The organism is Nioella sp. MMSF_3534, assembly GCF_030732985.1.
Classification (GTDB): domain Bacteria; phylum Pseudomonadota; class Alphaproteobacteria; order Rhodobacterales; family Rhodobacteraceae; genus Nioella.
The window spans coordinates 1-18101 of the sequence record NZ_JASHJX010000009.1 but is presented as its reverse complement, the minus strand read 5'-3'; the positions used below and the strand labels follow the sequence as shown (position 1 = coordinate 18101).

General features: G+C 61.8%; 19 protein-coding genes. 12 read left to right on the top strand and 7 right to left on the bottom strand.

Annotated features, from left to right (window positions below; all coding sequences use genetic code 11):
* Positions 1-40: 40 nt before the first annotated feature.
* Complete coding sequence (locus RBB16_RS05510) at positions 41-310, bottom strand: usg protein (RefSeq protein ID WP_306045210.1); 270 nt, start codon at positions 308-310, stop codon at positions 41-43.
* Positions 311-534: 224 nt separating this feature from the next.
* On the opposite strand from RBB16_RS05510, the gene gyrA reads away from it, so the two are divergent.
* The 10 genes from gyrA (at position 535) to gluQRS (ending at position 9800) form a co-directional block, all read left to right on the top strand.
* Complete coding sequence (gyrA, locus tag RBB16_RS05505) at positions 535-3246, top strand: DNA gyrase subunit A (RefSeq protein ID WP_306045286.1); 2712 nt, start codon at positions 535-537, stop codon at positions 3244-3246.
* Complete coding sequence (locus tag RBB16_RS05500) at positions 3233-3478, top strand: hypothetical protein (protein WP_306045209.1); 246 nt, start codon at positions 3233-3235, stop codon at positions 3476-3478. Before gyrA ends, RBB16_RS05500 begins: the two co-directional genes overlap by 14 nt.
* Entirely contained in the window at positions 3475-3861 is a 387-nt protein-coding gene (locus tag RBB16_RS05495; RefSeq protein WP_306045208.1) for a VOC family protein, read from the top strand. The genes RBB16_RS05500 and RBB16_RS05495 overlap by 4 nt, the downstream gene beginning before the upstream one ends.
* 128 nt (positions 3862-3989) lie before the next feature.
* The gene (locus RBB16_RS05490) at positions 3990-4388 is read left to right on the top strand and encodes a DoxX family protein (protein WP_371931217.1); all 399 of its coding nucleotides are present in this window, start codon (positions 3990-3992) and stop codon (positions 4386-4388) included.
* A 242-nt stretch (positions 4389-4630) separates the two neighbouring features.
* Positions 4631-5230, top strand: coding sequence for a DoxX family protein (locus tag RBB16_RS05485; protein ID WP_306045206.1), 600 nt, complete (start codon positions 4631-4633; stop codon positions 5228-5230).
* Positions 5231-5559: 329 nt separating this feature from the next.
* Entirely contained in the window at positions 5560-5988 is a 429-nt protein-coding gene (locus RBB16_RS05480) for a hypothetical protein (protein ID WP_071690330.1), read from the top strand.
* A gap of 135 nt (positions 5989-6123) precedes the next feature.
* Complete coding sequence (locus RBB16_RS05475) at positions 6124-6978, top strand: LysR family transcriptional regulator (protein ID WP_306045205.1); 855 nt, start codon at positions 6124-6126, stop codon at positions 6976-6978.
* Positions 6979-7084: 106 nt separating this feature from the next.
* Positions 7085-7477: a hypothetical protein gene (locus RBB16_RS05470; RefSeq protein ID WP_306045204.1), complete on the top strand. Its 393-nt coding sequence runs from the start codon at positions 7085-7087 to the stop codon at positions 7475-7477.
* Positions 7478-7528: 51 nt separating this feature from the next.
* Positions 7529-8887: a methylenetetrahydrofolate--tRNA-(uracil(54)-C(5))-methyltransferase (FADH(2)-oxidizing) TrmFO gene (trmFO, locus tag RBB16_RS05465; RefSeq protein ID WP_306045203.1), complete on the top strand. Its 1359-nt coding sequence runs from the start codon at positions 7529-7531 to the stop codon at positions 8885-8887.
* 7 nt (positions 8888-8894) lie between these two features.
* Positions 8895-9800 carry a tRNA glutamyl-Q(34) synthetase GluQRS gene (gene gluQRS / locus RBB16_RS05460; RefSeq protein WP_306045202.1) on the top strand — a complete coding sequence of 302 codons (906 nt, stop codon included), beginning with the start codon at positions 8895-8897 and terminating at the stop codon, positions 9798-9800.
* A 99-nt stretch (positions 9801-9899) separates the two neighbouring features.
* On the opposite strand, the gene hisI is transcribed toward gluQRS, so the two are convergent.
* Positions 9900-10259 carry a phosphoribosyl-AMP cyclohydrolase gene (gene hisI / locus RBB16_RS05455; protein WP_306045201.1) on the bottom strand — a complete coding sequence of 120 codons (360 nt, stop codon included), beginning with the start codon at positions 10257-10259 and terminating at the stop codon, positions 9900-9902.
* 67 nt (positions 10260-10326) lie between these two features.
* Here hisI and RBB16_RS05450 point away from each other — a divergent pair, with 67 nt between their 5' ends.
* Complete coding sequence (locus RBB16_RS05450; protein ID WP_306045200.1) at positions 10327-10779, top strand: iron-sulfur cluster assembly scaffold protein; 453 nt, start codon at positions 10327-10329, stop codon at positions 10777-10779.
* Between the two features lie 201 nt (positions 10780-10980).
* On the opposite strand, the gene RBB16_RS05445 is transcribed toward RBB16_RS05450, so the two are convergent.
* The 5 genes from RBB16_RS05445 to RBB16_RS05425 all read right to left on the bottom strand — a co-directional run bounded on the left by RBB16_RS05445 (position 10981) and on the right by RBB16_RS05425 (position 16803).
* Positions 10981-11103: a hypothetical protein gene (locus RBB16_RS05445; RefSeq protein WP_281249830.1), complete on the bottom strand. Its 123-nt coding sequence runs from the start codon at positions 11101-11103 to the stop codon at positions 10981-10983.
* Between the two features lie 140 nt (positions 11104-11243).
* Positions 11244-13346 carry an ATP-dependent DNA helicase RecG gene (gene recG, locus RBB16_RS05440; RefSeq protein ID WP_306045199.1) on the bottom strand — a complete coding sequence of 701 codons (2103 nt, stop codon included), beginning with the start codon at positions 13344-13346 and terminating at the stop codon, positions 11244-11246.
* Positions 13339-15621: an NAD-dependent DNA ligase LigA gene (ligA, locus tag RBB16_RS05435; RefSeq protein ID WP_306045198.1), complete on the bottom strand. Its 2283-nt coding sequence runs from the start codon at positions 15619-15621 to the stop codon at positions 13339-13341. The genes recG and ligA overlap by 8 nt, the downstream gene beginning before the upstream one ends.
* 76 nt (positions 15622-15697) lie before the next feature.
* A complete protein-coding gene (gene ctrA / locus RBB16_RS05430; RefSeq protein WP_306045197.1) occupies positions 15698-16411 on the bottom strand; it encodes a response regulator transcription factor CtrA in 714 nt (237 codons plus the stop codon).
* A gap of 116 nt (positions 16412-16527) precedes the next feature.
* On the bottom strand, positions 16528-16803 hold the full coding sequence (locus tag RBB16_RS05425) for a DUF1153 domain-containing protein (protein ID WP_306045196.1): 276 nt from the start codon (positions 16801-16803) through the stop codon (positions 16528-16530).
* 124 nt (positions 16804-16927) lie between these two features.
* On the opposite strand from RBB16_RS05425, the gene mnmA reads away from it, so the two are divergent.
* Positions 16928-18070 carry a tRNA 2-thiouridine(34) synthase MnmA gene (gene mnmA, locus RBB16_RS05420; protein WP_306045195.1) on the top strand — a complete coding sequence of 381 codons (1143 nt, stop codon included), beginning with the start codon at positions 16928-16930 and terminating at the stop codon, positions 18068-18070.
* Positions 18071-18101 lie beyond the last annotated feature (31 nt).

Here is an 18101-nt window from a genome sequence, read left to right as displayed (position 1 = left end):
CCCCCTGGAGTATTTGGACCAAGAAGAAACGCAACACGCGTCAGTGGAGGGTCAATTCCCCCACCACGTTGCGCCATTCACCGGGCCCTATCAGCTTGCGATGCGTGAAGCGCACGGAGTGGAGCGGACCCTCGATCTCTTCCTTCCAGAACTCGATGAAGGAAAAGAGTTTCGGGTGATCCGGCGCAAGGTCGTAATCCTGCCAGATGAAACTGTTCAGCACATGCGGATAATCGGGCATGTGATAGAACATCTCGGCCACGGTCAGCCCATAGCCCTTGAGCATAAGCTCGGTCGGTGTTTCGGGCATATTTTGCCTCCTGTTCGGCTGCTCATGTGAAAATCATGCCATCGACATATTAAAAATCAAATAAAACAAATTGTTATCCATCCTGCGCCCTGAGTGACAAGCCGCGCGGACCATTGCCATTGCACCCCATATCCCGGCCCTCTATACTGCTCGACAACTAAATATAGACGCGCGGACAGAAGCGAGCATCAGGCGTGACCGACACCCCAGAACCCCCTGAAAACATGGAAGAAACCGGCCCCGAAGCGCCGGCACCCCATGGCCCCCAAATCTCCATCGCCGAAGAGATGAAGACCAGCTTCATCGACTATGCGATGAGCGTGATCATTTCCCGCGCAATCCCCGACCTGCGCGACGGGCTGAAACCGGTTCACCGGCGCATCCTCTACGCGATGCACGAGACCGGCAACAGCCACGACAAGGCCTACCGGAAATCGGCCCGCCCCGTGGGCGACGTGATGGGGAAATACCACCCCCATGGCGACAGCGCGATCTATGACGCGCTGGTGCGGATGGCGCAGGATTTCTCGATGTCGCTGCCGCTTCTGGATGGTCAGGGCAACTTCGGCTCGATGGACGGGGATAACCCGGCGGCCATGCGCTACACCGAAGTGCGGATGGACAAGCCCGCCGCCTTCATGCTGGCCGATATCGACAAGGACACGGTCGATTTTCAGGACAATTACGACGGCAAGGATCGGGAACCGTCGGTCCTGCCGTCGCGCTTCCCCAACATGCTGGTCAATGGCGCGGGCGGTATCGCGGTCGGCATGGCCACGAACATCCCGCCGCACAACCTGGGCGAAGTCATCGACGCCTGCCAGGCGCTGATCGTGAACCCCGACCTTTCCAGCGAAGAGCTGATGGAGTATGTCCCTGCCCCGGATTTCCCCACCGGCGGCATCATCCTTGGCCGCTCCGGCGCGCGCAAAGCCTATCTTGAGGGGCGCGGCAGCGTCGTCATTCGCGCGAAGACGCGGGTCGAGGAGATCCGCAAGGATCGTTACGCCATCGTGCTGGATGAGATTCCCTATCAGGTCAACAAGGCCTCGATGATCGAGAAGATCGCCGATCTGGTGCGCGAGAAGAAGCTGGAGGGCATTTCCGCCGTTCAGGACGAATCCGACCGGGTCGGCGTGCGTGTGGTGATCGAGCTGAAGCGCGACGCGACGCCCGAGGTGGTGCTGAACCAGCTCTTCCGCTTCACCCAGATGCAGACGAGCTTTGGCTGCAACATGCTGGCGCTGAATGGCGGACGGCCGGAACAGCTGACCTTGCGGCGGTTCCTGACCTCGTTCCTGGATTTCCGCGAAGACGTGGTTGCCCGGCGCACCGCCTACGAGTTGCGCAAGGCGCGCGAACGGTCACATATCCTGTGCGGTCTGGCCGTCGCTGTCAGCAATGTCGATGAGGTCGTGGCCACCATCCGCCAATCCGCCGACGCCGCCGAAGCGCGTGAAAAACTGATGACGCGACGCTGGCCCGCTGGCGAGATCGCAGATTACATCCGGCTGATCGACGACCCGACCCATACGATGAACGACGACGGGACGTATAACCTGTCGGAAACGCAGGCCCGCGCGATCCTGGAGCTGCGTTTGCAGCGCCTGACACAGATCGGGGTCAAGGAAGTCACGGACGAGCTGCAGGAACTGGCAGAGAAGATAAAGGACTACCTCGCCATCCTTGCCAGCCGCGAACGGATCATGTCGATCATCTCGGACGAGTTGGCAGAAGTACGCGAACAGTTTGCCGTGCCGCGCCGCACGGAAATCGTCGACTGGTCCGGCGACATGGATGACGAGGATCTGATCGAGCGCGAAGACATGGTCGTGACCGTCACCTCGGGCGGCTATATCAAGCGCACCCCGCTGGCCGATTTCCGGGCGCAGAAGCGCGGGGGCAAGGGGCTGTCGGGGGGCGAGTTGAAGGAAGACGACGTCGTCACCACCCTCTTCGTCGCCAACACCCACACGCCCCTGTTGTTCTTCACCACTGACGGGATGGTCTACAAGCTGAAGACATGGCGCCTGCCCCAAGGCGGACGCACCTCCAAGGGCAAGGCAATCGTCAACATCCTGCCCATCCCGACCGGCGTGTCCGTGGCCGCCGTGCTGCCCATTGACCGGGATGAGGACCACTGGGACGAATTGCAGATCGTCTTCGCCACCTCGGCAGGCGATGTCCGGCGCAATCAGCTCTCGGACTTCGCCAATGTGCGCGCGAATGGCAAGATTGCCATGAAACTGCCCGAGGACGGCTCCGTCAGCATGGTGAATGCCCGCATCTGTACCGAGGATGACGATGTCATGCTCGTCACCGATGCTGGCCGCGCGATCCGCTTCCGTACCACCGATGTTCGCGTCTTCAAGGGCCGCGATTCCACCGGTGTCCGAGGCATTCGCCTGTCGGATGGTGCAGCCGTGGTTTCCATGGCCGTGATCCGCCATTTCGAGGCCAGCGCCGAAGACCGTGCCGCCTATCTCAAGATGCGCCGCGCCGTGGCCGGTGTGACCGAAGAGGCCGAAGACAGCGACGAGGAGGCCGTGGCCGACACCGCGCTCAGCCCCGAACAATATGCGGAGATGTCGGCGGCAGAGGACCTGATCCTGACGATCACCGCCAAGGGATCGGGCAAGCTGTCCTCGTCCCATGACTACCCGGTGCGGGGCCGTGGCGGGCAAGGTGTGGCGGCCATGGACAAGGCGATGCGTGGCGGGGCCCTGGTGGCCTGCTTCCCGGTCGAGATGAGCGACCAGATCATGCTGGCCACCTCCAAGGGGCAGTCGATCCGTTGCCCGGTTGACGGGATCTCGTTCCGCTCGCGCTCTGCCGGTGGGGTGAAGGTGTTCAACACCGCCAAGGGCGAAGAGGTCGTCTCGGTCGCCTGGATCGCCGAGCAAACCGAGGACGAGTCTGCCGATGCCGATGAATGATTGGATCCCGCTCTTCCTGTTCGGGGGGGCGGTCATTCTGGCCATGGCGTTGCTGGCCCGCTATCAGTCGGGCCGGTATCAGGACTATCTGGCGCGTCACACGGCGGAAACCGAGAAGGTGACCACCAACCAGAACCGGCAGATCGAACAGCAGGAGGCGCATAACGCCCTTCTGCGCGAGCAGAACGCCCTTCTGGATCGCATCGCGACTGCGCTGGAACGCAAGGCGTGACCAACCGGCTGGCGCTGGTGGCCTTTCTGGCCCGGGATTATGACGAGGCGATCGACTGGTTCCAGACGGCGCTGGACTGGCAGTTGCTGGAAGATACCGATATGGGCGGCGGCAAGAGATGGGTGCGTATGGCCCCGGATGCCGATTCCGCAACCCAGTTCCTGATCGCGCGTGCGGTGGACGGCCAAGCCGATGCAATCGGCAACCATGCGGGCGGGCGAGTCGGCTATTTTCTGCACACGGATGATTTAGACGCCAGCCGCGCGCGGATGCTGGCCGCTGGTGTGAGGTTTGAGGAAGAGCCACGACATGAACCTTACGGGACTGTCGCCGTCTTTCAGGATCTCTATGGCAACCGGTGGGATCTGATCGAACCCAAGTAAGTGCAATTCCACACAGAACAAGCGCGCATTCGCGCAGTTTGGTGCATTGAGAAACAGGCTCTCTCTGAGGCATGACATCAGCAGTTGCTGCGCCGCAGCGCAAACCCGTCCCTCAAAGGAGTTCCCGCATGTCCACGCTTCAAACCTACGCCCTCCCCGCTGGCCGCATTCTGATGGCCCTGATCTTTGTCGTCGCCGGCTTCGGCAAACTGGGCGATGTTCAGGGCTTTGCCGGTTACATGGCCTCTGGCGGCATCCCCGCCATCCTGGCCTGGCCTGCCGTTCTGTTCGAAATCCTCGCCGGTCTGGCCCTGCTTGTGGGCTTCATGACCCGGCCCGTCGCCCTGACCCTCGCCGCATTCTCGATCGTCACAGCCTTTCTTTATCACTTCGATATGGGCAACCAGATGCAGCAGATCATGTTCCTGAAAAACCTCGCCATGGCTGGCGGCTATCTGGTGATCGCAGCCCATGGGGCCGGGGCGCTGTCTCTGGACAATCGCCTTGGTCGGCCCGCAGCGGCCTGACACCCGCCACAAAGGTTAACACCGCCCGCCGCTTGCCCGATTGCAAGCGGCGGTTGTGTTTTTCGGGGCCTGAACACAGTCTGGCCATCTTTCCGCCCCCGCCCTGCCCCGTGAATGCACCGGCTTTTCCGCAAATCCATAATAAATCCGCCAGATTTCGGACCCAGATTGGTCTTACTGGGGCGACACGCCGGGGGGCGACTACCAGTCTGCAAGGCTGCCAAGCAGAGAAGACATTGGTCATGACCAACCCGAGTGCCGAACGCATCACGCTGAATGCCACCGCCCAGAACCTGCTGCGGATCGTCATCGCCTCTTACTTTGTCGCCGTCGGGCTGAACCTTATCCCCGGCACCAATCTGACCATTCTTGCCGCGCAAGTGTTGCCATCCCATGTGGCCGAGCCATTGGCGGCCATGATGGTCTTTGCCCTCGCCTTCCTCGTCATGATCGGCCTCTACATGCGCCCTGCCGCTCTGGTGCTTGGGTTGATGACGCTCTTTGCCAGCTACCTGCAGATGATCGAACTGGGCGTCGCGGACGAACTGGGCACCTTCTGGCGCGATCTCGTGCTGATCGCAGCCCTGATGCTGACCTATGCGGAAAACGCCCCGCGCGATCACCGGATGCGCAGCGCCATTCGCCGCAAGGTGACGCCGCGCCGTGTGGCTCCGGTCGATCATCCGCACCGGCCGCGTCCGGCGGCCGTGACGCCCGCGGCGCCGCAGTCCAGCCTGCCCACAATCGCGCCGGTCGCGGCCTTCGTCAGCCGTCGCAAGCTGGCCGCGAATCTACCCGACCCGGTTGACAACATCTTTACGGACCTCACAGCAACAGGTTAACGCCCTGCTCCAGCGGGTGTGCCCGGGCGCCGCGCTCTCCGACATGGGGGCGCGGCGTTTTATCATGGCACGACGCCATCCCGGTCCGTCCTTCAAGACCGATAAACAATGCCGATGTTTCGCTGCGACTTCACCTGGAATTAAGGCAGACACCTGCCTAAAAGTTCAGGTCCGGTTTCCACTTTGTGAACAATACCGACCCAACCAAGCCATTGCAGCATAGGCTGAGTATAAATCTCCCCGAAGGTTCCCCTCCAGCGGCCTTGTCCTGCCCCAATTGGCGAAGAGACTGTCACTATCGAGCAATTAACCTTAACGGGACAGAGACGATGAACAACCTTACCGAATGGCTCCGCCTGAACTTCCGGGTCTGCCTCTCGGCGACTCTCATGATCGAGGCCGCCATCGGCCTGATTCCGCAGCTCAGGGATTGCAACGTCCCGACGGTCGTCGGCGGCATGGAGGGGCTGGAGTACCACTCTGCCGCACTGGCCGCGCTCTTCTTTGTCCTGAGCTTCTGGTTGATCCTGGGCATTCGCACGTCGATGGTTGCCGCCATGTCGATGGCGCTGCTCGTCCTGCCCGCGATCATGACCAACCCCGACGGGGATCCTGCATTGGCCGTCAAGATAACCCTGGTGTCGGTCTTCTCGGTTCCGTTGATCTTGTATGGCGGCGGGCGCTACACGCTTTACGAAGTTCACGAAGCGCTCAATATCAACCGCGGAACGCAGGACAGCGAAACGCAATCCGCTTGACAAACCGTCCAGATCGCACTTTATTTAATACAGGCAATTGATCATCAATTGCCTGTTTTCCATTGTCATTTCCCCTAGTAAAGGGAATGGCCAGCGGACGGCTGGAGCAGCTGAGACAAATGGAAGTTCCTCAAAATGGACAACTGGGACGATCTGAAATTTTTTCTCGCTGTACACAAAAGCGGCACGATGGTTGCGGCTGCCCGCCATCTTGGTGCGAATGTGGCGACTGTATCGCGCCGAATCGAACGCCTTGGCCAGACACTGGGCGCACCGGCTTTCATCAAGACATCAGGTGATTGGAAGCCGAATCCGGACCTGGAAAGCCTGCTGTTCCTGATCGAAGAGTTCGAGGGAAAGCTGAGCGCGGAACGAAATCAGATCTCGTTGAAATCCGAAGGCGCAAACCCCGTCATGATCCGGGTCGGGGCTCCACCGATTGTTCTGGGCGGCGTCCTGTCTGCGAATGTTGGTGATTTTTTGTCTAAAAACAAAGGCTACACGATTGAACTTCACAATCGCACATCCCGCTCTGGCCTTGGTGATGTCGACGTTATGATCATGGACACCCCGCCGGATCGCGGTAGCCTTATCACCCGCCGTGTGGGAAACATGGAATTCAACACCTACAGAAGGGCGCCCTCTGGTCTCGACGACGAGTGGGTCGGGCTGGTCGACAAGCACGATGACTTCGAGCCGATGCGCCGCGCACGAGCCTTGTTCCGGCGTCCCCCGTCACTTCGCGCGGCAAACTTCTTCGATGCATTCCGAATCTCCAAATCGACCGGTCTGCCTGTCTTGCTTCCAACCTTTTTGGCAAAACGGGATTCGGACTTTCAACCTGCTTTTGACGACATCGAGCCAATCAACGTGGATTTTTGGGCTGCATTCCACAGCTCCAGAAAAAAAGACCAGGCCGCAATAGACGCCATGAACTGGATCGTATCTTCTTTCGAACAGTCTCAAACTATCCTTTTGAATATAGATTAGTACCCTTAATTCTCGCAAAGATGCTTTTGCAAGCTTTCAGCTTTAATAATTTTGGACAAAGGTTAATGTGAAATAAAACAATAACGAGCTTACAGGCAGAACCGGCATGACATTCGGGCAGGTGCTACATCTATTGTGCAGGATGCTGACTGCATTCCTGCTGACAACAGCCTCGATCGAGGCGCTTGCGGTTATCGACCTGCACTGGACCGTGGGCACGCGCGGGATCCACGGTGTGGAATGGACCGCCATCATTGTACTCTGCGCTCTTATTCTATCTACGGCGGTTTGGCTTCTCGTCGGCATCCGCAGCCGGGTGGTTGCCGTGCTTGGGGTCGCCCTTCTCTGTGGGCTCACCCTCTGGTTCGATGCCATGGAAATCCGGACGGTGTATGGCCCATGGCTGGCCATTGCAGCCACCGCAACCGCTATTCCGCTGGTCTTGCGCGGCGGCGGGCAGTTTGCGCTCTATCGCAGGGGGTGGAAGCGCCTCGCATGAGCGCCACTGCGTGGCTTGGCAAATCGGATCCCCTGGCCTACATCCCCGGTCATGACAAAAGCGATCCACATCATCGGCGGCGGCATGGCCGGGTCCGAAGCCGCCTGGCAAGCGATCAATCTTGGCGTTCCCGTGGTCATCCACGAAATGCGTCCGCATGTGGGCACCTTTGCGCACCAGACCGGCAACCTGGCGGAAATGGTCTGTTCCAATTCGTTCCGCTCCGACGATGACGAACAGAATGCCGTCGGCCTGCTGCATTGGGAAATGCGCGCGGCCGGCGGCCTCATCATGGAAATGGCCGACCGCCATCGCCTGCCCGCAGGCGGTGCGCTGGCCGTGGACAGGGAGCCTTTCGCGCAATCCGTCACCGACCGGCTGCGCACCCATCCTCTGGTCACCGTGGTCGAGGACGAGGTGACCGCCCTGCCCGACCAAGGCCCCGTGATCATCGCAACCGGCCCCCTGACCTCCGGCGCACTGGCCGAGGCTATCGCGCAGGAAGCCGGACAGGACAGCCTCGCCTTCTTCGACGCCATCGCCCCCATCGTCCATGCCGACAGCATCGACATGTCCAAGGCGTGGATGCAGTCGCGCTATGACAAGGGCGAAACCGAGGAAGAGCGCACCGCCTATCTCAACTGCCCGATGGACCGCGACACCTACGAGGCCTTCATCGACGCGCTGCTCGCCGCCGACAAGACCGAGTTTCACGAAGGCGAGACGGCAAAATATTTCGACGGCTGCCTGCCCATCGAGGTCATGGCCGAACGCGGCCGCGAAACGCTGCGCCATGGGCCGATGAAACCCGTGGGCCTGACCAACCCGCACCAGCCTGACGTCAAGGCCCATGCCGTCGTGCAGCTGCGTCGCGACAACAAGCTCGGCACGCTGTTCAACATCGTGGGTTTCCAGACCAAGATGAAATACGGGGCCCAGACCGAGGTTTTCCGCATGATCCCCGGTCTGGAAAACGCCCGTTTCGCGCGGCTTGGTGGCATCCACCGCAACACATTCATCAATTCGCCCACCCTGCTGGATCACGAGATGCGCCTGCGCACGCGCCCGCATATCCGCTTCGCGGGCCAGATCACCGGGGTCGAGGGCTATGTGGAATCGGCGGCCATGGGCCTGCTGGCGGGCCGCCTTGCCGCAGCCGAGGTGCTGGGCCAGACGCTGCCGCCCGTCCCGCAGGAAACCGCCATGGGTGCGCTGATCCATCACATCACCGGCGGGGCCGAAGCCAAGACCTTCCAGCCGATGAACGTGAATTTCGGCCTCTTCCCTCCGGTTGATCTGAAAGGCGGACGCAAGAACCGCAAAGCGCGCTACAAGGGCTATACGGACCGGGCCAAAGCGGCCTGGCAAGACTGGCTGAACCAGGGTGAAGACCACCCCGCAACCATTTGAAATCGAAGTGACCTTTCGCACCCGATTTGCCCCATCGCCAACCGGACCTCTGCATCTGGGCCATGCTTATTCGGCGATCCTCGCCCATGACATGGCGCGGGCAAAGGGCGGCGCGTTTCTGCTGCGGATTGAGGATATCGACCAGACCCGCGCAAAGCCGGAATGGGAGGATCTGATCTATGACGATCTTTCCTGGCTCGGCCTGACATGGGATGAGCCGGTCATGCGCCAATCCGAACGGATGGACATTTACGCAGCTGCCCTGGACAAGCTTTGGGACCGAGACCTGCTCTATCCCTGCACGTGCAATCGACGTGATATTGCCCAGGCCGCTTCGGCCCCGCAGGAAGGGGCACCGCTTCGCGGCCCGGACGGGATCATTTATCCCGGCACCTGCCGAAGCAAACCACGAATGCCGAACCACATGTGCGCGCGCCCCGAACACACAGCGCTCCGCCTGAATATGGCGCAAGCGGCATTGGCCGACGATGTCTTTGTCCCTCGGCTTGGCACAGCAGGCGTGGCCGCGTTTGAGGAAAAGGGAAATGGGGAAGGCATCCCACGCGGGCTGATCGAATTCACCCCCGAGGATGTGGCCCACGACATCGGCGACGTGGTTCTCGCGCGCCGCGATATGGGCGGGTCTTACCATCTGTCCGTTGTGCTGGACGACGCGGCACAGGGCATTACGGACGTTGTTCGTGGCGCAGACCTGTTTGACGCCACGCGGATTCACGTGATCCTGCAACGTCTGCTTGGGCTCCCGACACCGGTTTACCACCACCACCGGCTGATCCGTGACGAGAAGGGCAAGCGCCTGGCCAAACGCGATGACGCCCGCGCAATCCGCACCTATCGCGAAGAGGGCCTGACCCCATCTGACATTCGCGCCCTGGTGGGCCTCTCATATTAAGGTTAACCGCCCCCATTAACCTTAACGCGCGCCCTGCCCTTCTTCTTGGTCCAAATACTCCCGCCGGAGGCGTCCAACATAAGCCGCAGGGCACTGGCCTCAGACCAGGGGCGACATGATCTCCACCTCGTCCCCCTCCTGCACCGCCATATAGAAACAGCTCCGCCGGTTGGTGTGGCAGGCAGGCCCGGTCTGACGCACCACAGCCAGCAGGCAATCCCGGTCGCAATCGACGCGCAGCTCCACCAGCTTCTGCACATGGCCGGAGCTTTCGCCCTTCACCCAAAAGCTCTGCCGCGACCGCGACCAATAGGTCACCCGGCCCGTCTCCAGCGTGCGGGCCACCGCCTCGGCGTTCATCCACGCCATCATCAGCACCTCGCCCGTCCCCTCTTCCTGTGCGATGCAGGGGATCAGCCCGTCGGCGGTATATGTCAGCGTTGCGGGATCGAAGCTCATGACCAGCACCCTTTGCAATCCTGTGATTGGTCGCTACCTATAGAGTACCAGCGCGGGGGAAAAGCCCATGAGCACCGAAAGCGACCTGATCAAACTCTATTCGCAGCGTATCCTTGCCTTGGCGGCGGATATTCCGCTGACCGACCGGCTGGAGACCCCCCAGGCAACCGTGCGCAAACGCGCGCCGCTCTGCGGCTCGACCGTGACGGTCGATCTCGATATCGAGGATGGTCGCATTGTTCGGTTTGGTCAGGATGTGAAGGCCTGCGCGCTCGGTCAGGCCTCTGCCGCGCTGATGGCGGCCAACATCATTGGGCGCACCCGTGCCGAGGTAGAACAGGGCCGCGATCAGCTGCGCGCCATGCTGAAGGACGGTGCCCCCCCGCCCGAGGCACCGTTTTCCGGCTACGAAGTGCTGGAGCCCGCCCGCGAGTACAAGAACCGCCATGCCTCGATCATGCTGGCCTTCGAGGCCACCGCCCAGGCCATGGCGGACGCGGAAGCCGCCGCCTGCGCCTGACCTTCACCTCTGAACAAAAAAAACCGCCGCAATCCGGGGCACGGAGGCGGCGGCAGGTATGCGTGTCGGGGGATCCGTCAGGCCGGGTTTTGGACAGGCAGTTCCAAAGACCCTGAGGCAGAGGCAGCGCGGGGGTTGGGGGACAGACCCGCAGCTATTGAAAAGCCATCCGGAGATACGACCGCAGGCAGAGGCAAAAGGTCAGAGCGCGCCGGGCAGATGCAGGGCACCCAAGGTCATCACGCCGATCGCGAGAACACCGGCAAAATCATAAAGCAGCGAGTCGCGGGAGGTTTCGAGAATCTGGCGGATCTGGGTGATCATGGTTTCCAATTCCTGAACAACTTGTGGCGTGTTAACGCTTTGTTCTCATATTTACCCACAGGATGCAAGAACTTTATGAGAACATTTGAGAACAAAGCCGGTCCAATGGTTAACGATGGTTAATGGGTTATTAACCTTCGTTACCCGACCGAGATCAGCCCGATGGCCTTTTCCTGCTCCATCAACCACAGCAGAACCCGCGCCGATTGCCCCCTTGGGCTGATCATTTCCGGGTCCCGATCCAGCAGCGCCCGCGCATCCGTCTGCGCGATGCTCATCAGGGCTGTCTGCCCCTCCAGATCCGCCACCCGGAACTTCGGCAGGCCCGATTGCGCGGTACCGATCAGGTCGCCCGCGCCACGGATCGCCAGATCTTCCTCGGCGATGCGGAATCCGTCCTCGGTTTCACGCAACACCTGCAGGCGCCGCGTGGCCGTTTCCCCAAGCGGCGCGCGATAGAGCAGCAGGCAGGTTGAGGCCCCCTCGCCCCGGCCCACACGACCCCGCAGCTGATGCAGTTGCGCCAGCCCGAAATTCTCCGCCTGTTCAATCACCATGATCGTGGCATTGGGCACGTTCACGCCCACCTCGATCACCGTCGTGGCCACCAGAACGCGGGCCCGCCCCTCGACGAAATCGGCCATTGCGGCGTCCTTCTCGGCGGGCGGCAATTGACCATGCACCAGCCCGACCACGTCGTCGCCCAGGGCTGCGCGCAAATGTTTGAACCGCTCCTCGGCGGCGGTCATTTCCACCGCTTCGCTTTCGCCGACCAGCGGGCAGACCCAATAGGCCTGCCGCCCCTCGGCCACCGCCTGACGCAGGTGGTCCACAACTTCATCCATCCGCGCGGTGCTGACCAGCGCGGTGCGCACCGGTTTCCGGCCCGGCGGCTTTTCATCCAGCACCGAGATATCCATGTCGCCATAGGTGGCGAGGCTGAGCGTGCGCGGAATGGGCGTTGCCGTCATTACCAGCACATCCGCCTGCGCGCCCTTCTGGCCCAGTTTCACCCGCTGGCGCACGCCGAAGCGATGCTGTTCATCGACGATCGCAAGGCGCAGGTCAGCGAATTCCACATCGTCCTGAAACACCGCATGGGTGCCGACCAGAATGCCGATCTCTCCCGATTTCAGCGCCTCCAGCTTCGCGCGCCGCTCCGCCCCCTTATCGCGCCCCGTCAGGCTTTCCAGACGCACCCCCGCCGCCTCGGCCAACGGCTTCAACCCGTCGAAATGCTGCGCGGCGAGGATCGAAGTCGGCGCCATCATCACCCCCTGCCCACCCGCTTCCACAGCGACCAACAAGGCCATCAGCGCCACCAGAGTCTTGCCCGCGCCCACATCGCCCTGCAACAGCCGGTTCATCTTGACCGGCTGGCCCATATCGGCGGCAATCTCGGCAATCGCCCGGTCCTGCGCACCTGTGGGCCGATAGGGAAGCGATTTCAACACCTTGGCCCGTAGCGCCCCATCCCCTTCGCTGATCCGCCCCTTGGCGCGCTTCAGTTTCAGCCGCGCAAGGCCGAGCGTCAGCTGATGGGCCAGCAGTTCATCATAGGCCAGCCGCTCCCGCGCCGGGTGGCTGCGCGACAGGGTTTCGGGGCCATCGGGGCAGTGCAGCTGTTCCAGCGCATCAGGCCAGGCAGGCCATTTGCGGGATTTCAACAGTTCAAGGTCGATCCATTCCCCGAAATAGGGCGCGCGTGGCAGGGCCGAGGCGATGGCCTTGGTGATGCCTTTCTGGGTGACGCCAGCGGTCAGGGGATAGACCGGTTCATAGGTCGGAATCTCATCCGCATCGGCAATGGGCAGGATGTGGTCGGGATGAACCATCTGCGCGAGGCCGTCGAAAAGCTCCACTTTGCCCGACACCAGACGACGGCTGCCCGTCGGCAAAACCCGTTGCAGATAGTCGCCATGGGCATGGAAGAACACCAGCTCAAAACTGGTTGACGCATCCGTCACCTGCACCCGGTATGGCCGCCCGCGCGAGGCGGGTTTGCGATGCGGGCCAATCTCGACCTCGACCGTCACGACCCCCGGCAGCACCGCGTCGCGGATACTGGCCCGCCGGGTGCGGTCGACGCCACCAACCGGCAGGGTCAGCAGCAGATCCTTGGGGGTTTCAACGCCCAAACCTTTGTAATTCTTAGCCGTTTTCGGTCCGATCCCGTCCAGCCCCTCCAGCTCTGCGAAAAGCGGGAAGAGGATTTCCGGGCGTCCCTTGGGCATCTCAACCATCGGATCGCGCCGCCGCGGGGGCGTCGTTGATCAACGCGAGCCACGCGTCCTCATCAATGGTTTCCACGCCCAGATCGGCGGCTTTCTTGGCCTTCGATCCCGCCCCCGGTCCGGCAACCAGCAGGTCGGTCTTGGCGGAAACGGACCCCGAGACCTTGGCCCCCAGTGCCTCCGCCCGCGCCTTGGCCTCGGCGCGGGTCATCTTTTCCAGCGTGCCGGTGAAGACCACGGTCTTGCCCGCGACGGGGCTGTCTGACGTGGTGGGCGCGGCCTCTGCCTGAACGTGCAACGCGGCGACCAGCCGGTCGATGGAGGCCCGTTCTCGGGGCTGCCCGAAGGCCGTCACGAGCGCCTGCGCAACTGTTGCGCCGATCCCGTCGATGCCGGTGATTTCATCCCATGCGGCACGCGCCTCTGCGGGCACCTCTGTCCAGGCCGCTTCACGCGTGGTGCTGATCTGGGCGCGGCGGCCCTCATCAGCGGCGCGCGCCCGTTCGGTGGCAATGGCCTCATCCGCGTTTCGGGCCGCATCGGCGGCGGGTTGTGCGCGATCCACCGTTTCCGCCAGCGCATCCCAGGTGCCGAAATGGCGCGCCAGATCGGCCGCCGCCACCTCGCCCACATGCCGGATACCAAGCGAAAACAAAAGCCGTTTCAGGGGGATGGAGCGTTTCTCTTCAATCGCCTTGAACAGGTTTTCCGCCGATTTCTCGCCCCAGCCCTCGCGGTTCTTGAGCTGTTGCAACCCGCTGCCATACCGCGCCTGAAGTTCGAAAATATCAGCGGGCTCAGCAATCCAGCCGTCCTTGTGGAATTGTTCCACCTGCTTGGCGCCAAGCCCTTCGATGTCAAACGCCGCGCGGCTGACGAAATGCTTTAACTTCTCGACCGCCTGCGCGGGGCAGATCAGCCCGCCGGTGCAACGGCGCACGGCGTCGCCTTCCTCGCGGACCGCATCGGACCCGCATTCGGGGCAAACGGTCGGGAAGGCATAGGGTGCGGCATCCTCGGGCCGTTTCGACAGGTCCACATCCGCCACTTTCGGGATCACGTCCCCGGCGCGATAAACCTGCACCCAATCACCGACGCGGATATCCTTGCCCTCGCGGATCTGGCTGCCACTGGAATCGCGCCCGGCAATGTAGTCCTCATTATGCAGCGTCGCGTTCGACACCACGACGCCCCCGACCGTCACCGGGGAAAGCCGCGCCACCGGGCTGAGCGCGCCGGTGCGGCCCACCTGGATGTCGATGGCTTCCAGCCGGGTCCAGGCCAGTTCGGCGGTGAATTTATGGGCGATGGCCCATCGTGGCGTGGTCGAGCGCATGCCGAGTCGGGCCTGAAGCGCCAGATCGTTGAGCTTGTAGACCACCCCGTCAATGTCATAGCCGAGCGTCGCGCGGGCCTGCTCGATCTCGCGGTAATGGGCGAGCATCGCCGCGGTCGTATCGCAGAGCTTCGTGCGGTCGTTGGTCTGGAAGCCGAGCGCGTTCAGCCGATCAATCGCACCCATCTGGGTGTCAGACAGGGGCTCCGACAGCTCCCCCCAGGCATAGGCGAAGAATTTCAGCGGGCGTTCGCGGGTGATGTCCGAATCGAGCTGGCGCAGCGATCCGGCGGCGGCATTGCGCGGATTGGCGAAGGTTTTGCCGCCCCGCTCCGCTTGCCGTGCATTCAGGGCCTCGAAATCGGCATGGGACATGTAGACCTCACCGCGCACCTCCAACACCTCCGGCGCACCTGTCAGCACCTGCGGGATGTCGGCAATGGTGCGGGCGTTGGCGGTGACGTTTTCCCCAACCTCGCCATCGCCACGGGTCGCGGCCTGCACCAGACGCCCGTTTTCATAGCGCAGGGACAGGGACAGCCCGTCAATCTTGGGTTCGGCGGTGAAGGCCAGCGGCGCATCCGGGGCGAGCCCCAGGAAATTCCGGATGAAACGGGCGAATTCCGCCACGTCTCCCTCTTCGAACGCATTGCCGAGCGACAGCATCCGCACCGCATGGGTGACCTTGGAAAACCCCTCCGCCGGGGCGGCGCCCACCTGATCGGTCGGGCTGTCGGCGCGTTTCAGGGCGGGAAAGCGGGCCTCGAGCGCTGCGTTCTCGCGCTTCAGCGCGTCATATTCCGCATCCGAGATTTCGGGGGCATCCTGCCGGTGATAAGCATCGTTTGCGCGTGCAATCGCTTCGGCCAGTTCCCTCAGCCGTGCCGGGGCCTCCGCCTCGGTCACGTCCCTCGCCCGGTCTTCCGGTGTCTCGGATTGCGTTGCCATCTCTGCCCCTCGAAACTGTCACGGCCTCCCGAAGTGATAGGAGGCCGCAACCGGGAGGTCCAGTCAGGAGAAGAGATCAGGCCGAGGCGGCAAAGCCCTGAGGCTGCGCCTCTTCTATCGGATCCCGCAGGACATACCCCCGGCCCCAGATCGTTTCGATATGGTTATCGCCGCCTGTGGCCTGAGACAGCTTTTTCCGCAACTTGCAGATAAACACGTCGATAATCTTCAGTTCCGGCTCATCCATGCCGCCGTAGAGATGGTTGAGGAACATCTCTTTCGTCAGCGTGGTGCCCTTGCGCAGGCTGAGCAGTTCGAGCATCTGGTATTCCTTGCCGGTCAGATGCACCGCGCGGCCATCCACGTCGACGGTCTTGGCGTCGAGATTGACGTTGATCCGCCCCGTCCGAATCACGGATTGGGCATGACCCTTGGACCGGCGGATGATGGCATGGATGCGCGCCACCAGTTCATCGCGATGGAAGGGCTTTGTCAGGTAGTCATCGGCCCCGAAGCCAAATCCCTTGATCTTGCTTTCGGTATCATCTGACCCTGACAGGATCAGGATCGGCGTATCGACACGGGCCAGGCGCAACTGGCGCAGCACCTCGTGCCCGTTCATGTCGGGAAGGTTCAGATCGAGAAGAATGAGATCGTAATCGTAGAGCTTGGCAAGATCGACGCCCTCTTCCCCCAGATCGGTCGAATAGACATTGAGATTGGCATGACTGAGCATCATCTCTATGCTTTTCGAGGTGGTGGGATCATCTTCTACAAGCAAGACACGCATCACGAACTCTCCGAATCTTTCGAACTGGTTACGACCTTGGGTACACTTCGTTAATTTCAAGTTATCTTTTTAGATAGTCTTCCGAAAAAATCCATTATTGCAATCCCAAAATTGCATTAAGCGCGAAATCTCTGCAGGGCTGTTGCCTTTAATGCCTGTGCCCCATGTTCGGAAACGGCGCGCGTCCAGCTGTCCAATTCTTCTTCGGACAGGGCGTAAATGCGGCAGGCTTCTTCCCGGTCCAGAAGGCCATATGACACCGCGTTCGCAACCGCCGCCTTTCGGCTGGCAACCCACCGTCTGGTCGAGGCACTGGGCAGATCGGCGCGGGTCATCACACTGCCATCGGGAAGCGTGACGGATTGGACCCCTTTGACACGTCTGATATACATGGCGCTCCTCTCACCGCTCGGGTTTCGGGCCACCCTGTCGCAATAAGTTTAACAGCCGGTAAGCACGTCCCTTGAGGATAGGTGGCATTTTCCTATATTGCGCCTCAAACCCCCGGAGACGCCCATGCCCCTCGATCCACATCCCGTGAACTCTCTTGGCTTTGCCAAACCGCCCTCCGAGACCCGGGTCGTGGTGGCGATGTCGGGCGGTGTCGACAGCTCTGTCGTGGCGGCAGAGCTTGCAGAACAAGGCTATGACGTCATCGGCGTGACCTTGCAGCTTTATGATCATGGGGCCGCTTTGGCCAAGAAAGGCGCCTGCTGCGCGGGCCGCGATATCCACGATGCGCGCCGAGTGGCCGAGGAAATGGGATTCCCCCATTACGTGCTGGACTACGAAAACATCTTCAAGGACGCGGTGATCGACGAGTTCGCGGAAAGCTACCTTGCCGGGGCCACGCCTGTGCCCTGCATCCGCTGCAACGAGCGCGTGAAGTTCAAGGATCTGCTGGAAACCGCCCGAGAACTCGACGCGGATTGCATGGCCACCGGGCACTACATTCAACGAATGGACGGCACCAACGGGGCCGAATTGCATTGCGCCGCCGATTCGTCCCGCGACCAAAGCTATTTCCTGTTCTCGACCACAAAGGAACAGCTGGAATTCCTGCGCTTTCCCCTGGGCCATTTGCCCTCGAAGGACGAAACGCGGAAACTGGCGGCGCGATACGGGCTGCCGGTGGCTGATAAACCCGACAGTCAGGATATCTGTTTTGTACCTGATGGAAACTACGCCTCGGTGATCGAGAAACTGCGCCCCGGTGCGGCCGATCCCGGCGATATCGTCGATATGAATGGCGCGGTTCTGGGACAACATCGCGGCGTCATCCATTACACGATTGGCCAGCGCCGCGGATTGGGAATTGGCGGGCTTGATACGCCGCTTTATGTGGTCAAGCTGGACCCGGAGTCGCGGCAGGTCGTGGTGGGCCCGAAAGAGGCGCTGTCCAAACGGATCGTCCCGGTGCGCGAGATCAACTGGCTGGGGGACGAGCCCTTCACCTCGCGGCCCGAATGGCATCTGTCGGTCAAGATCCGCTCCACCCGCCCCCCGCGTGAGGCGGTGATCCGCCCGATCTCGGACACCGAGGCGGAGGTGGAACTGATCGTGGCCGAAGAAGGCGTCAGCCCCGGCCAGGCCTGCGTGTTCTATGACCCGGAGGGCAGCCGCATCTTCGGCGGCGGCTGGATCTGGCGCGGCAACTAGGCCCCCCCCCGCCTACTAGGCCCCCCCGCCC